Raw genomic sequence first — 12,378 nt, 5'->3', positions numbered from 1 at the left:
GAGAAAACCCTATGCCTGACGATTCCGCCGGTGAGGGGGTTGCCCTGCCGCTGGCGATGCGAGAAAGTACGCACTTTCTTGTGGTCGGTCAGGGTCGGTGAGCTGCCGCCCCGTACAGCGCCTGGTCCACCACGGGGATAACGAACGACTCCTCCACGGGCACCCTCAGCACGAGCAGACGGTGGTAGCACGCACCCCACAGCTGGTCCACAAGAACATCGAGGTCGGCATCCTCGCGAAGTTCTCCACTCCGTTGCGCACTCCGCAGTCTCTCGCGAGCCAGCTCGCGTCGTGGCAGCCCATAGCTTGCCGACCATGCCGCGCCGAGCTCAGGGTCGAGTTGTGCAGCGCCGATCAGCTCCGCCACCGGGTTGCCCGCTGCAACAACCCAGCGCACGAAAGAGGTCAGCTGCTCAATGAGATCAGCCCGCAGGTCGCCGGTGTCGTGAAAGTCGAGTTGTGGTGCACTACGCGTGAAGTACGCCTCGGCAGCAAGGGCTCCGGGTGACGGCCACCACTTATAAAGCGTCATCTTGCTCGATCCTGCTTCGTTCGCCACGCGATCGAAGGTCACAGCGCGCATACCGTCTCGAAGAAGGATCCGGCCAGCCGCTTCCAGAACCGCTCCGCGCACCTCGCCGGCTGGTCGGCGGCCGCGGCCTCGCCGTGGCGACGGTGTCTCACCCATCAGCACCCTTTTCTAGACAGATCGTACATATCGGCGTACGATCACAAATATACAGTTGGTACATATCGTAGAGGAAGGCATCCAATGCCCCACACATTAGAACGCGTCGCTCTTGTGACCGGTGGCTCAGGTGGCATTGGTCGGGCGATCAGCGAGCGCCTCGGTCAAGACGGCTTCTCGGTCGTCGTGCACTACGCCGGAAATCGCGGCCGGGCTGATGACACGGTCGAGGCGATCGTCGCTGCCGGTGGGCAGGCTATCGCGTTCGGCGGTGACGTCGCCGACGATGTTGCCATGGCTGGGATGTTCGCCCTCGCGGAGCAGACGTTCGGCGGGGCCGACGTGGTCGTACATACCGCGGGCATCATGCCACTCGCCCCCATCGCAGAGATGGACCTGGAGACCTTCGATCGAGTGCAGCGCACAAACGTTCGCGGCACCTTCATCGTCGATCAGCTCGCCGCCAGACGCGTCCGGGACGGTGGCGCAATCATCAACTTCTCGACGTCGATTACGAGGCTGCAAACTCCGAGCTATGGCGCATATGCGGCATCCAAGGGGGCGGTGGAGGCATTGACGCTCATCCTCGCGCGGGAACTCGCCGGCCGCGACGTCACGGTCAACGCCGTGGCACCCGGGCCAACCGCCACGCCACTCTTCCTCGACGGCAAGAGTGACGAGCTCGTCGCGCAGATCGCCTCACGCAATCCGATGGGCCGACTCGGAACACCGAACGACATTGCCGAGGTGGTCGCTTTCCTCGCGGGGCCAGGCCGCTGGGTGAACGGCCAGGTGCTCTTCGCCAACGGTGGAGCGGCCTGACGGCTGGGCTACGACCGAAGACGACTCATCCATGGGAGGAGGTCGTCGATGGCGACGAGTGCGACCGTGCCATGGCCGATTCGTGGATAGGTATGCGACGTGACAGCGGTTCCTGCCGCCTGTTGAGCGAGCACAAAGGCGGCGGTGACTTCCGGACGAACGAGCGTGTCGGACTCTCCCTGCGCCACGAAGAGCGGCACGGGCAGCGGTCCGGCGTGTGGCTTGTTTTGGGCGAGGAGTTCGTCCCACGGAGCGGTGGTGGCCGGCTCTCGAGCGAGAAAGCGACCAAGGAGCGGCCGGGCGATGGCGTGGAGCTGGTTGTTCTGCCCGAGGAGGCAGAGCTCACTCATGCGGCCCGCCGCGCTCACGCCGTCCGAGGTCAGTATCGAGCTGAGCGGATCGGGTGGAAGGGAGCCGGCATATGCCGACGCGTAGGCCGTCAGCGCATAGGCGCCGATCGTGATGCCCGATACGTCCACGATGTCGGCCTGGAGCAGGGCGGCCAGGTCAGTGGCTGGCGCAGCGACGGCAACCCCGAGCAGGTTCAGGTCCGGGGCGTAGGTGGCTGCCCGCTGTGCCGCAAAGAGTGCAGCGTGACCGCCTTGCGAATGTCCCCAGAGGATGAGGTCGTTGCTCGCGTGGGCATCCGGAATCTGACCCGCCACGCGAACGATGTCGAGAACGTTCGCGGCTTCCGTGGCACCGAGGAGGAACGACGGCGGCCCGGGCATCCCCATCCCGGAGTAGTCCGTCGCAACGACGACGTAACCGGCCGAGAGAAGGCGACCGAGTCCCTCGATGAGAACGAACGGCGCCATCCCGATGGACGGAGCACATCGGGACGCGGTCCCCGTTGTGGGATGCCCCCACGCAACGACAGTCCGGTCCGACGTCGGCACCGTCGTTGGGGCCACCACCGTGCCCGAGACCACCGTCGGCTGTCCCTCTTCGTCGCTCGAGCGGTAGATCACCCGCCACGCCTCAGCACCGGGCGGCGCGCCAACCATCGGCTCCGAGCGCACGATGTCGCCGGGTGCACCTCCGGGCGCCGCCGTCGACGCGGCATAGAAGGGTCCCAGCCGTGACTCGGCGAGCTTGCCCTGTTCGACGCGCTCGCCGAAATTTGCCAACCGAACCAGCCCGGGCAACAGGGCCAACAGGAGAATGGCGAGCACCCCGGCAACTACGGCGCGCCAGGGCCTCACCCCACCTCGACGACCGCTCCCCGCGCGACGCAGCTCGTCCTGTGCCATGACGGTCTCCTTGACGCCGCCCTCGATTCTCGGTGGCTGACGATTGGTGCACCATCATGCCCGTCGACCGCGACGGTCGAAAGGGGGTCACCGAAGTCGACGCGCGGAAATCTCGCCGTCTCTCGCCCCGAGAGGCAGCAGTCGCTCCCCCGCCGCAGCCGCCAGCGCCGCAGCCACCCGATCGAGCGCGGTCATCCGCAGCGCCCACTGCTGCCAATAGAGCGCAACGTCGACGGGCTTTCCCGCCTGCAACTCGACGACCTCCCCCTGGGCTTCCAGCTCGCGCGACTGCTGGTCGGGTAACATCGCCCAGCCGAACCCGAGCCGAACGGCCTCCGCGAAGTCCGCTGACACCGGAACGAAGTGCTGCGGCGGCGACAACGGTGTGTCTGAAAACATGCGCAGGTACCGGTGTTGAATGTCATCTTTCGCGTCGAAAACGACCATCGGTGCGGCCGCGAGCGTCGCGGCATCCGTTCCCGTTGGAAACCATCGATCGATAAAGCGAGCGGATGCCATCGGCCGATACCGCATCACCCCCAACGCTGTTGAGGTGCAGCCTTGCACCGGCCGAGCCTCAGTCGTGATGGCGGCCATCACTGTGCCGTCTCGAAGCAGGGCGGCGGAGTGGTCCTGGTCTTCACGGTGGATGTCGAAGGTCATCTCTCCGGCGAGTTCGGCGAGAGCGGGCATCACCCAGGTGGCCAGCGAATCACCGTTGACGGCCAGCGAAACGGCGGGCCACGCGGCAGCGATCTGCTCAGAGACGTCGAGCGCCGCCTGGGCCGAGAGCGCATCGATTTGCCGCGCCAGGCGGAGGTAAACCTCGCCCACCGATGTCGCGGTGATGGGCTTGCTCCGGCGGACCAGCACGCCGCCCACCGTGTTTTCGAGCGCTCGAATGCGTTGGCTGATGGCCGACGGCGTCACACGCAAAGCCCGGGCTGCCCCGTCGAAGGTCCCCTCGTCGACTGCGGCGGCAAGCGCCTGAAGCTGGGAGAGGTCCATGGTTAGCGATTCTAATGGGACGTTAGAATCTTTAGCTGGGCTAATTCGATCGGCGGCCCTAACGTTGACGTGTGCACTCGCCCCTTCTCGCCGGTTTCGGCCTCGGACTCTCACTCATCGTTGCGATCGGGGCGCAGAACGCGTTCGTACTGCGTCAAGGTCTTCGGCGGGAGCACGTGCTGTGGATCGTCGCGATCTGCGCGCTTTCCGACGCCGTACTCATTGGGTTGGGGATCTGGGGGCTCGGCGCGCTCATCGAGACGGCGGACGTGCTGCTCGTTGTCGTGCGCATCGCGGGCGCGGCGTTTCTGATCTGGTACGGCATGCGATCCGCGATCCGGGCCGTGCGACCGGGCACACTCAAGGCGGACTCGACCGGCACGGGCCTTCCACTGCGAACCGCCATCGTCACCGTGTTAGCCCTCACCTGGCTCAACCCTCACGTGTACCTCGACACCGTGGTTTTGCTCGGTTCGATTGGTGCAACCTACGGCGACGGCAGGTGGCTTTTCGGACTCGGTGCGGTGATCGGCAGTGTGGTCTGGTTCTCCGCCCTGGGCTTCGGGTCGCGCATGCTCCGGCCTCTCTTCGCTAAGCCCATCGCGTGGCGGATCCTCGACGCCGCCATTGCGCTCGTCATGTTCGCGATCGCCGCCAGTTTGCTGCTCGGGCTCTGACCGCAGGCGAAAAGGCGGGGATGCTCAGGTCATGAGGATGGGAAGCGGCTCATCGTCGGCCGGAGGATTGAGCGCGAGTTCGACGGCCTGTTCGCGCGTCAGCGAGCCAGGGAGGTTGTAACGGGCAAACTTCCGATTTTCAGTACTCCCGGAATGCCGATGCCTGAGCGCGCTGAGTGGCCGCCGCTTGAGCGTTCAGCCCTGTGCACCACGTCGGATAAACGCGGAATCCACGCTTGCCCGCTTGCCTTCCTGCGGTGACCCCAAGTTCCGAGAGATGCGCGGCGGTGAATCTGAACACACCGCGGCCGCCCTCTTGCTCCACGAAGACGAGCAGGCCCACGGCGGGGTCGTCATCGCTGAAGGGCGTCGTCTTCCCGTCGAGATTTCGCCGCCAGAAAGCCAGAAACGCGCCAGGCTTGGATGGAGTGTTCCTGGCCGTCCGGATATGCCACGCCTCATCGTCGATCTGCGCGACACCCGACTCATAGTCGCTGTTCTGCAACTCAGGAGTCACCACAACGGCCAGCCCTGTCTCGGACGCATAGCTCTCAAACGCACTGAACTGCACCTGGCCACGCTATCGCGGCCCGACCCATACCGATGACAGAACGGTCAACGCTCCAGCTTGAGCAACCCGGCCTAGGCACCGAACCTCCAACGGGCGCTGTCGCTTCCGAGCGCCCGAGCGGGGATCGACGCGGCGAACTCGACGCCGGGTAGTGACAGTGGAGGAACGAGCCGACGAGCGGGTCCCCAACCCGTGTTTTCGATAGATGAGCCAAGGTCTCGTTCGTCCTCACCCGAAGGGACTCACCAGTCTCGAGCTCAACCGCGCCTGCGTCGATAAGCAATTTCGCGGTCCGCGCCAGAGACAGGGACGCTCGAGTTCCGCGTCCCGTGTCCGAAGTGCCATCAGAGCGGCGTGAGCCATGAGGTAACCAGTGGCGTGGTCCAACGCTTGGACAGGAAGCGGCCCTGGCTTGTTGAGGCCAAAAGCGTGCATGCCTGCGTCGGCGATACCGCTACTCATCTGCACGAGACTGTCGAATCCTCGGCGCCCTGCCCAGGGACCGGTCCACCCGTATGCGTCGAGGCTGATCTCGATCAACCCGGGCCGGGCCCTGTCCCTGACGGAGGCGTCGAGACCCAAATTGTCGAGAGCCCCAGGACGGTAGCCTTGTACCAGCATGTCCGCACTCGCCAGCAACTCGAGCAATCGGTTCCGGCCGGAACTCTGCCGCAGGTCGAGGCGAGCGGTGCGTTTCCCGAGAAGCACATCGGGAACAACGCCCGGTTCGTCCCACTCCGGAGGGTCGATCCGAAGCACATCGGCGCCGAGCATCGCCAGAAAACGAGTAGTTACCGGGCCGGCGAGAACACGGGTCAGATCGAGCACTCGGATCCCTTCCAGCGGATGTTGAGGGCCGAACCGTGCGTTCATCGCCCCGCCGTCCATGCCACCGTTCTCCCAACCGATGAGTGGCTCAGTTGCAACCGCACGTCCCGGTTCGCTCGCGTGCCAGTCGGCCAAGCTGTGCATGACGGCCGCACACCCGCCCGCTTCAACGATCGCTGCTTCGAGTTTGTTCGCATTCCATCGCGCCACAGCGGCCCCAACTGCTTTGCGGTCGGCACGCACACCGAGCACACGAAGAGCGACCTCCCGGTGGGCTGGCGCGTTTGTGTGCAAACGGATCCATCCGTCCGCGGCCTCATAATCGCCAGCGACCGCATCCCAGGCGGGCGGTAATTCCCAGCCGCGCGGGCGGATCGACGTGCCAAACCACAGGGAGGCGAGTCGACGATCCACGTTGACGGTGCGGCTTCCGAAGCCGGCGCTGTCCAGCAGTTCGTTGAGGGCAACGCCCGCGGCAGCGATCGACGCTGTTGCGAGTTCGGTTACCGGAAACACTGACCGCAAGCTCCCGCTGCCCGACACTGCGACGTTCCGCGCGTGCTCGCTGCCAAGAATGGCGTCGAGCATGCGCTGAAGAACGCCATCTTCGTCCTGCCTGTCGGGCTGACTCATTCGGTACCGCCTCTCCGTGCCTCAGCGTTGGCGAATCTATCGCAGATTGCTTCCTGGGTTACGGACTTGAGGCGACGCTGGGCCGGGGCTTGAACGGAGCGTTGTCACCGATCCAAGAAGCTTTCGCATCCAGTTCAGGCACACCGCTAGGTTGAGGTCAGTGCAGCGCATCTCGCACGCCGAAGTGGAGGTTCCCATATCCAGCTTTCTGCCCACGGCCATGGACGACCGCGCCACGTTTGACCGTCGCGGGAACGACCCCGCCGTAATCTTCGTCGCGGGCCGCTGGCCCGTGGCGTGCGATCGATGCGGATACTTCCTGCTGGCCTGCGCGAGTTCCCACGGTATCCACCGCTGACGTCGGCGAGTTCCACTCAAGCGACGCGTTGGCTCTCCAGGGCCGTTGGCGCTGGGTATCATCGGCGCGCGGATATGCCGCGAGCAACGGGGCTCGGCGTCTCGCTAGTCGGAGGTCGGGCGTCGCCGGTTCTGCTTGGTCTCGGAACGCTGCCCTTTGGCGGCCAAGCGCCGACGATGAGAGCCCTGGGTGTGTTTCGTCGGGCGTCGACGAGGGGCGTCGGGTGCAAGACCGGCGCGAACCAACTCGGCGAGCTTGCGCAGCGCATCTTCCCGATTACGCAACTGGGAACGCTGCTCCGATGATGCAACTGTCACGACGCCACCAACGAGACGCCCTCGCAATCGCGCCAGCAATCTCGACCGTTGCTCATCGGTCAAGGCTCCCGACTCGGCCACGTTCCAGAACAGCTCGACCCGACTGTCCGAGGTGTTGACGTGCTGTCCACCGGGCCCCGATGACCGGGAAAATCGCCAGCCGAGCTCAGCGGCCGGAATGACGAGCGCGGGCGACACCTCCAGATCCATTCACACAGCGTGGCACGATCACAGCAAACTCGCTGGGCCGTGCCCTCGCCCGGAGGTTCCGGCATAGGCTGGGATCACACGGCAAAGCGAGGTGGCAGGTGAGCCAAACACCAGTGACGGGCACAACGGTCCCGGAGTTGATGGCGGAACTGGCCGCGCTCGATGATCCGGGCGCACGCGCGGTTAACCTCCGGCACGGTGACGACCATGGAGTGAATCTCGGCAAGTTGCGGGCCATCGCCAAGCGGCTGAAGACGCAACACGAGCTGGCGCTTGACCTGTGGGCAACAGGTGACACCGCCGCCCGACTCCTGGCCCTCCTCATCTGTCGTCCCAAATCGTTCTCGCGCGACGAACTGGACGCCATGCTCCGCGAAGCCCGGGCTCCGAAGGTGCAGGATTGGCTCGTCAACTATGTCGTGAAGAAGAGTTCGCACGTCGAGGCGCTGCGTGAAGCGTGGTTTGTCGACGCCGATCCGGTTGTGGCGAGTGCGGGTTGGGCGCTTACCAGCGAACGAGTGGCCAAAAAGCCAGAGGGCCTTGACCTGCCTGGCCTCCTCGACGCTATCGAAGCAGAGATGAAGGGTGCGCCCGAGCGCTTGCAATGGGCGATGAATAGCTGCCTGGCGCAGATCGGCATCGCCCACCCGACGCTTCGCTCACGGGCCGTCGACATCGGCGAACGCCTCGAGGTGCTCAAGGATTACCCGACTCCCCCGAATTGCACCTCGCCGTTCGCTCCGATCTGGATTGCGGAAATCGTTCGGAGACAGAGCGAACGCGAGACGTCGCCAATCTGACACCAAAAACATCTTGACGTGACACCATAATGGTGTCACGATGGTGTCATGGAACTTGGACAGTACGTGGTTGACCTGCAGCGACAGCTGATGGATGCCACGGAGCATGCGTCAGAAGAGACCCGCGTCGCCGCTGAACGGCTCGCCGCGAATCTTGATGCCGCAACGCGACTCGTCCTGCTCGACGCCCTCTCGGCTGCGGCCGGTGAGATCACTCGCGACCTCGCTCCGGGCGCCGTCGACATTCGACTGCGGGGGCGCGACATCGAGTTCGTTGTCACGCAACCTCCCGCTGACGCCGAGTCCGATGAACAACCTGCCGCGCACGTCGACTTTGACGACGCGAGCACGTCACGAACCACGCTGCGCCTGCCCGACGCCCTCAAAGCACGGGTAGACGACGCCGCGGCCGCAGACGGCCTGTCGGTGAACACCTGGCTGGTGCGCGCTGTCGCCGCCGCCCTCCAACCCAAACAACGACGATCCGCCCAGCGATCCCTGCGCACCGGAGACAACTTCGCCGGCTGGGCCAGGTAGCTCTCCCTTCACCCACAGAACGTCAGACCGCTCACCTCATGACCTCATGAGGTCCGGTCACTCACGCCTCCCGAAAGGATCGCGCCAGCATGCCCATTTTCTCCACCCCTACTCCCATTGACCTCGCGATTAATCTGCCCGTCGGCGCTATCGACATTGTCGCGAGCGACCGGCTCGACACCATCGTGACCGTGTCCCCCACCAATCCGGACAAAGCCGTCGACCGTCGAGGCGCTGAGGAGACGAAGATCGACTTCGACGGCCAGCGGCTCACGATCACCGGACCGAAGTCGAGAGTCTGGATCGGCCCCTCCGAATCCATCGACCTCACCGTTGAACTGCCCACCGGATCCCGCCTGACGGCCGAGATCGCCGTTGGCGGCGTCCGCACCGTCGGCACGCTGGGAGCCACCCGCCTGAAAGCGTCCACGGGCGCCGTGAACATCGACGCGACCGGTGACCTCTGGCTCCGCGCGTCCCACGGCAACGGCACCGTTGGCACGGTCGACGGCAGCGCAGAAATCATCGCTGACCACGGCCAGATCCGCGCGGGCACCATCGCCGGAAACGCGATCCTCACCTCATCACACGGCAACATTCGCCTCGAGCAGTCGAGCGGTGACCTTGAGGCCAAACTCTCCTACGGCGACCTCGAGATCGCTCGCGTCCTCGGCTCCCTCACCGCCAAAACGGCATACGGGAGCATCGACCTCGCCGAAGTCTCCGACGGCTCCGTCACCGTTGAAAGCGGCTACGGCGGCATCGCCATCGGCATTCGCGCCGGAGTTCCGGCCTGGCTCGACCTTGCCTCCAAGGAAGGCCGCATCCGCAATGAGCTCGACGGCGATCGCGCCCCCGAACCCACCGAACACACCGTCGCCGTCCGCGCTCGCACCCAGTACGGCGACATCCGCATCTCTCGCGCTCGCTGACGGCGGGCGCCTCACCAGAAGGAACCCATCATGACCAGCCCAGCCATCGACGTCACCGAACTTCGCAAGGTTTACAAAGACAAAGTCGTCCTCAACGGCGTCAACCTCACCGTCGCCCGGGGCACCGTCACCGCACTTCTCGGCCCGAATGGCGCGGGAAAGACCACCACCATCCATATTCTCAGCACGCTGATCCGAGCAGAGAGCGGAGAAGCATTCATCAACGGATGCGACGTGTCGCGCGACCCTGACGGCGTACGCGCCGCGATCGGACTGACCGGGCAGTTCTCCGCTGTCGACGGCCTACTGAGTGGCGAGGAAAATCTCCTGCTCATGGCTCGGCTTCGCCACTTGGGCGCCAAGCGATCGAGAACGCGCGTCGCTGAGCTTCTCGAACAGTTCGACCTGGTCGACGCCGCCCGCAAACCTCTCGCCACCTACTCCGGCGGCATGCGCCGGCGGCTCGACCTCGCCATGACCCTCGTGGCAACGCCGAGCGTCCTCTTCCTCGACGAACCCACCTCCGGGCTCGACCCACGCAGCCGCCACACCATGTGGGATATCGTCCGCGGACTCGTCGCCAATGGCACCACTGTGCTGCTCACCACCCAGCACCTCGACGAAGCCGACGAACTCGCCGACCGCATCGCGGTCCTCGACGGAGGACGCATCGTCGCGGAGGGAACACCGGACGAGCTTAAACGGCTCGCTCCCGGCGGCCACGTCCGCCTCCGATTCGCAGACGCACCGGCGCTGAACGCGGCGTCCGAGCTCTTGCTCGGGTCCTCCCGCGACGACGCCGCTCTCGAATTGGCGGTTCAAAGCGACGGCAGCGTCGGCGCGCTCCGCACGCTCCTTGCCCGTCTCGACGACGCGCGAATCGACGTGGACGACCTCAGCATTCACACCCCCGACCTCGATGACGTGTTCTTCGCCCTCACCGGCCGGACCGACTCACAAGGAACGGCATCATGACCACTCTCACCGCTCAGCAACCAACACTCGTGGGCACTCGCCGACAGTCCCACGTGATCGCAGACGCGGTCACCATGTTGCGCCGCAACCTCCAGCATATGATCCGATACCCGGGCCTGTCGATCTTCACCATCCTCGGCCCGGTCGTCATTCTGCTTCTGTTCGTCTATGTGTTTGGCGGCACCCTCGGTGCCGGGCTCCCCGGCGTCGATCCGGCCGCTGGACGTGACGCGTACATCGCATACGTCATGCCGGGCATCCTGCTCATCACGATTGCCGGCAGTGCGGGCGGAACGGCCACAACGGTCTCCATGGATATGACCGAAGGCATCACGGCCCGGTTCCGCTCCATGGCGATCTCCCGGGCATCGGTACTGGCGGGCCATGTGCTCGGCAACACCATTCAGGCGCTCATCGCCGTCGCCCTGGTCCTCGGGGTGGGCGTGCTGATCGGGTTGAGGCCAACCGCGAGTCCTCTGGCATGGCTCGGCATCGCCGCGCTGCTCACGCTCATCTCGTTCGCAATCACCTGGCTGGCTGTCGGAATGGGAATGCAGGCGAAGTCGGTCGAGACGGCGAGCAACTGGCCTCTGCTTCTCACCTTCATGCCCTTCCTGGGCAGCGGGTTCGTTCCCACCGATTCCATGCCGGCCTTTCTGCAGTGGTTCGCTCAATACCAGCCGTTCACACCGTTCATTGAAGCCACCCGCGGCCTGCTTTTCGGCACAGAGCTCGGTTGGGACGGTGTTCTCGCTGTCGCGTGGTGCGTGGTCATCACGCTCATCGGATATGTCTGGTCGCTCACCATCTACGAGCGAAAGTCGGTTCGGTAGGCACGCGCGGCAACGGGCGATTGCGACGTGTCGCAATCGCCCGTTGCTGTTAGTCCTAGGAGTTGCTTCCCGGCTCTAACGAGAGCCCGTCACTCTCTTCGGCTTCGTCGAACGCCTCACTGGCGGTGGGCATGTCCGGCTCCGGATTGTGTCCATCGCGGAGTGGAATGTCGTCCGCTGAGTTACCTTTCATGCCCTCGCGTTCCTTGGGGCCGCCGAAGTTGGCGCTGCCTGCATCTGGGCTCATCTTCGTTCTCCTCCTCTTCTGGTGCTGCACTTTCGGTCATCTGTCTCGGCCGTTGCGGGCCGAACTTCTCGTGCTGTCAACGGTAGATTCACTCCCCTCGGGTGTCGAGGAATCCGCTCCCCCTAGCCGGACCGCCACAAACGGAGTAAAACGTCCGCCGCTAGTTGAGGGCCGTGCCCGATGAGGTCAACGGCTGCACCGAACTCGGAAAAGCGGGCAGGATCAGCGAAACGAAACCCGCCCCGAAAAAGAGGAAATAGTCGACGAGCGTCAGGCCCGTCGGCATGAGGCCGAAGACTGTGTTGTCGAAGAGCCCGGAAACACCGATGGCCAGCAGCACCACTCCGACCAGGAGAAGCGAGCCGCGGATGGCGCCAGGGGAACTGTTCGTCAGCGCGACACCGAGAAGGAGCACCGCGCTGACCAAGTAGACCACGTCAATGAAGATGTCCACGTTGAGGATAGCCAGCAGGTGCTCCCCTTCGATGAAGAGCCCGACGAGGCCGTGGGTTCCGAGAACGATTCCGAGCATCAATGCATACAGTTTCCCCATGGCGGGCCGCCCTTTCTATCGAGTCGCGTCACGTTCGGGTCCAACGCTAGAAAACGGTGGGACCGACCGGCTAGGCGTTGACAACTGAGAGCGGATGCTTGAAGCGTCATGTCAGATGCTGCTGTTAGCGTGCCCG

The 12,378-nt window shown here is 64.7% G+C and carries 15 protein-coding genes; 7 read left to right on the top strand and 8 right to left on the bottom strand.

Features of this window, described 5'->3' with window-relative positions:
- Nucleotides 1-88: 88 nt before the first annotated feature.
- Entirely contained in the window at nucleotides 89-688 is a 600-nt protein-coding gene (locus tag L1277_RS13670) for a TetR/AcrR family transcriptional regulator (RefSeq protein ID WP_253377153.1), read from the bottom strand.
- Nucleotides 689-772: 84 nt separating this feature from the next.
- On the opposite strand from L1277_RS13670, the gene L1277_RS13665 reads away from it, so the two are divergent.
- Nucleotides 773-1,510 carry an SDR family oxidoreductase gene (locus tag L1277_RS13665; RefSeq protein ID WP_253377151.1) on the top strand — a complete coding sequence of 246 codons (738 nt, stop codon included), beginning with the start codon at nucleotides 773-775 and terminating at the stop codon, nucleotides 1,508-1,510.
- An 8-nt stretch (nucleotides 1,511-1,518) separates the two neighbouring features.
- Here L1277_RS13665 and L1277_RS13660 read toward each other — a convergent pair whose 3' ends face one another.
- Nucleotides 1,519-2,763 (bottom strand): alpha/beta fold hydrolase, encoded by a 1,245-nt coding sequence (locus L1277_RS13660; RefSeq protein WP_253377149.1) that lies wholly within the window; start codon nucleotides 2,761-2,763, stop codon nucleotides 1,519-1,521.
- Nucleotides 2,764-2,850: 87 nt separating this feature from the next.
- Complete coding sequence (locus L1277_RS13655; protein ID WP_253377147.1) at nucleotides 2,851-3,771, bottom strand: LysR family transcriptional regulator ArgP; 921 nt, start codon at nucleotides 3,769-3,771, stop codon at nucleotides 2,851-2,853.
- 71 nt (nucleotides 3,772-3,842) lie between these two features.
- On the opposite strand from L1277_RS13655, the gene L1277_RS13650 reads away from it, so the two are divergent.
- Complete coding sequence (locus tag L1277_RS13650) at nucleotides 3,843-4,448, top strand: LysE family transporter (protein ID WP_253377145.1); 606 nt, start codon at nucleotides 3,843-3,845, stop codon at nucleotides 4,446-4,448.
- A 139-nt stretch (nucleotides 4,449-4,587) separates the two neighbouring features.
- On the opposite strand, the gene L1277_RS13645 is transcribed toward L1277_RS13650, so the two are convergent.
- From L1277_RS13645 to arfB, 3 genes are all read right to left on the bottom strand, one after another.
- Nucleotides 4,588-5,019: a MepB family protein gene (locus L1277_RS13645; RefSeq protein WP_253377144.1), complete on the bottom strand. Its 432-nt coding sequence runs from the start codon at nucleotides 5,017-5,019 to the stop codon at nucleotides 4,588-4,590.
- Between the two features lie 228 nt (nucleotides 5,020-5,247).
- Entirely contained in the window at nucleotides 5,248-6,480 is a 1,233-nt protein-coding gene (locus L1277_RS13640) for a CoA transferase (RefSeq protein ID WP_253377143.1), read from the bottom strand.
- A 462-nt stretch (nucleotides 6,481-6,942) separates the two neighbouring features.
- Nucleotides 6,943-7,365, bottom strand: coding sequence for an alternative ribosome rescue aminoacyl-tRNA hydrolase ArfB (arfB, locus tag L1277_RS13635; protein WP_253377142.1), 423 nt, complete (start codon nucleotides 7,363-7,365; stop codon nucleotides 6,943-6,945).
- A 140-nt stretch (nucleotides 7,366-7,505) separates the two neighbouring features.
- Between arfB and L1277_RS13630 the strand changes: the two genes are divergently transcribed.
- The 5 genes from L1277_RS13630 (at nucleotide 7,506) to L1277_RS13610 (ending at nucleotide 11,442) form a co-directional block, all read left to right on the top strand.
- Complete coding sequence (locus tag L1277_RS13630) at nucleotides 7,506-8,165, top strand: DNA alkylation repair protein (RefSeq protein WP_253377403.1); 660 nt, start codon at nucleotides 7,506-7,508, stop codon at nucleotides 8,163-8,165.
- A 48-nt stretch (nucleotides 8,166-8,213) separates the two neighbouring features.
- Nucleotides 8,214-8,702: a histidine kinase gene (locus L1277_RS13625; RefSeq protein WP_253377141.1), complete on the top strand. Its 489-nt coding sequence runs from the start codon at nucleotides 8,214-8,216 to the stop codon at nucleotides 8,700-8,702.
- An 89-nt stretch (nucleotides 8,703-8,791) separates the two neighbouring features.
- Entirely contained in the window at nucleotides 8,792-9,634 is an 843-nt protein-coding gene (locus tag L1277_RS13620; protein ID WP_253377140.1) for a DUF4097 family beta strand repeat-containing protein, read from the top strand.
- Between the two features lie 30 nt (nucleotides 9,635-9,664).
- The gene (locus L1277_RS13615; RefSeq protein ID WP_253377138.1) at nucleotides 9,665-10,609 is read left to right on the top strand and encodes an ATP-binding cassette domain-containing protein; all 945 of its coding nucleotides are present in this window, start codon (nucleotides 9,665-9,667) and stop codon (nucleotides 10,607-10,609) included.
- Entirely contained in the window at nucleotides 10,606-11,442 is an 837-nt protein-coding gene (locus L1277_RS13610; protein ID WP_253377136.1) for an ABC transporter permease, read from the top strand. Before L1277_RS13615 ends, L1277_RS13610 begins: the two co-directional genes overlap by 4 nt.
- 55 nt (nucleotides 11,443-11,497) lie before the next feature.
- Here the strand turns inward: L1277_RS13610 and L1277_RS13605 are convergent, their stop codons facing one another.
- Nucleotides 11,498-11,689: a hypothetical protein gene (locus tag L1277_RS13605; RefSeq protein ID WP_253377134.1), complete on the bottom strand. Its 192-nt coding sequence runs from the start codon at nucleotides 11,687-11,689 to the stop codon at nucleotides 11,498-11,500.
- Nucleotides 11,690-11,849: 160 nt separating this feature from the next.
- Complete coding sequence (locus L1277_RS13600) at nucleotides 11,850-12,242, bottom strand: hypothetical protein (RefSeq protein ID WP_253377132.1); 393 nt, start codon at nucleotides 12,240-12,242, stop codon at nucleotides 11,850-11,852.
- Nucleotides 12,243-12,378: the final 136 nt, after the last annotated feature.

This window comes from Okibacterium sp. HSC-33S16, from assembly GCF_024171565.1.
Taxonomy (GTDB): Bacteria; Actinomycetota; Actinomycetes; order Actinomycetales; family Microbacteriaceae; genus Mycetocola_A.
Note: the sequence above shows the minus strand (reverse complement) of the source record. Positions and strands in the feature narration are given on the sequence as shown.

Excerpts from the sequence above, each read along its gene's own strand:
- L1277_RS13665 (WP_253377151.1), top strand. The coding sequence starts at position 773 with ATGCCCCACACATTAGAACGCGTCGCTCTTGTGACCGGTGGCTCAGGT.
- L1277_RS13620 (WP_253377140.1), top strand. The coding sequence starts at position 8,792 with ATGCCCATTTTCTCCACCCCTACTCCCATTGACCTCGCGATTAATCTG.
- L1277_RS13630 (WP_253377403.1), top strand. The coding sequence starts at position 7,506 with ATGGCGGAACTGGCCGCGCTCGATGATCCGGGCGCACGCGCGGTTAAC.
- L1277_RS13655 (WP_253377147.1), bottom strand. The coding sequence starts at position 3,771 with ATGGACCTCTCCCAGCTTCAGGCGCTTGCCGCCGCAGTCGACGAGGGG.
- arfB (WP_253377142.1), bottom strand. The coding sequence starts at position 7,365 with ATGGATCTGGAGGTGTCGCCCGCGCTCGTCATTCCGGCCGCTGAGCTC.
- L1277_RS13670 (WP_253377153.1), bottom strand. The coding sequence starts at position 688 with ATGGGTGAGACACCGTCGCCACGGCGAGGCCGCGGCCGCCGACCAGCC.
- L1277_RS13660 (WP_253377149.1), bottom strand. The coding sequence starts at position 2,763 with ATGGCACAGGACGAGCTGCGTCGCGCGGGGAGCGGTCGTCGAGGTGGG.
- L1277_RS13600 (WP_253377132.1), bottom strand. The coding sequence starts at position 12,242 with ATGGGGAAACTGTATGCATTGATGCTCGGAATCGTTCTCGGAACCCAC.
- L1277_RS13605 (WP_253377134.1), bottom strand. The coding sequence starts at position 11,689 with ATGAGCCCAGATGCAGGCAGCGCCAACTTCGGCGGCCCCAAGGAACGC.
- L1277_RS13615 (WP_253377138.1), top strand. The coding sequence starts at position 9,665 with ATGACCAGCCCAGCCATCGACGTCACCGAACTTCGCAAGGTTTACAAA.
- L1277_RS13640 (WP_253377143.1), bottom strand. The coding sequence starts at position 6,480 with ATGAGTCAGCCCGACAGGCAGGACGAAGATGGCGTTCTTCAGCGCATG.
- L1277_RS13610 (WP_253377136.1), top strand. The coding sequence starts at position 10,606 with ATGACCACTCTCACCGCTCAGCAACCAACACTCGTGGGCACTCGCCGA.
- L1277_RS13625 (WP_253377141.1), top strand. The coding sequence starts at position 8,214 with ATGGAACTTGGACAGTACGTGGTTGACCTGCAGCGACAGCTGATGGAT.